General features: G+C 70.0%; 1 protein-coding gene. It reads left to right on the top strand.

Going from position 1 to position 1,245, the window contains the following annotated elements:
- Positions 1–203: 203 nt before the first annotated feature.
- On the top strand, positions 204–1,245 hold a 1,042-nt coding region (gene istA / locus ACOVRJ_RS16225; protein ID WP_422044873.1), incomplete at its 3' end, for an IS21 family transposase.

Raw genomic sequence — 1,245 nt, 5'->3', positions numbered from 1 at the left:
TGCGTATTCCGCGCGATCCCGGACGCCGTTCCGCGTTGATGCCGGACAGCATTCCGCCGTGATGGCGGACACCGTTCCACGCTGAAGGCGGACAGCGTTCCGCTGTGATCGCGGACACCGGGAGGGTGTCCTGAGTGACCCAACGAGGCATAGGCTGCCCGGCTTTTTGGCCGGGAGAGGCGATGCCCACACCAAGGGTCCTCATGAGCAAGATCAGACAAGCACTTCAACTGCTGGCCGACTCCGGTTTGAGCACGCGGCAGGTGGCCGCCGCGTTGGGCGTGAGCAAGACCACCGTCAGCGAGATCGCGATGTACGCGCGCGATGCCGCTGTCGACTGGCCGCTGGCCAGCACCCTGAGCGACGAGGAGTTGCAGGCCAGGCTGTACCCACCACCGCGCCCGCGCAGCAGCACGCGGGTGGAGCCCGAGTACGCCGCGCTGCACCAGGAGCTCAAACGCCCCGGCGTGACGCTGCAACTGCTGTGGGAGGAGTACCGCGCCGGGGCCGGCGAGCATGCCTACCGCTACAGCGCCTTCTGCGACAAGTACCGGGCCTGGGCCAAGCGGCTCAAGCGCTCAATGCGCCAGGTGCACCCCGGCGGCGAGCGCCTGTTCGTCGACTACGCCGGCCAGACCGTGCCGATCTTCGACCCGGCCAGCGGCGAGATCCGCCGCGCCCAGGTGTTCGTCGGTGTGCTGGGCGCCTCGAACTACACCTACGCCTGCGCCACCTGGCAACAGACGGCCGCCGACTGGGTGGGCGCCATCATCGCGACGCTGGAGTTCATCGGCGGCGTGCCGCGGCTGCTGGTGCCCGATCAGCCCCGGGCGCTGATCGCCAACCCCGATGCCTACGAGCCCGTCACCGCCCGGCTGATGCAGGAGTTGGCCGAGCACTACGGCGTGGCCGTGCTGCCCGCGCGCCCGGGCCGCCCCCAGGACAAGGCCAAGGTGGAAGTTGGGGTGCAGGTGGTCGAGCGCTGGATCCTGGCGCGGCTGCGCCACCAGCGCTTCCACACCCTGGCCGAGCTGAACCGGGCGATCTGGGCGCTGCTGGCGGACCTGAACCAGCGCCCGTTCAGGCGCTTGCCGGGCTGCCGATCATCGGCCTTCGCGGCGCTGGACGCGCCGGCGCTCAAGCCCCTGCCGGCCGCCGCGATGGTGCTGGCGCAGTTCAAGCCCGCGCGGGTGAACATCGACTACCACGTCGCCTTCGAGGGCCACTACTACTCGGTGCCGCACC

The organism is Roseateles sp., assembly GCF_049240545.1.
Lineage (GTDB): Bacteria > Pseudomonadota > Gammaproteobacteria > Burkholderiales > Burkholderiaceae_C > Paucibacter_A.
Note: the sequence above shows the minus strand (reverse complement) of the source record. Positions and strands in the feature narration are given on the sequence as shown.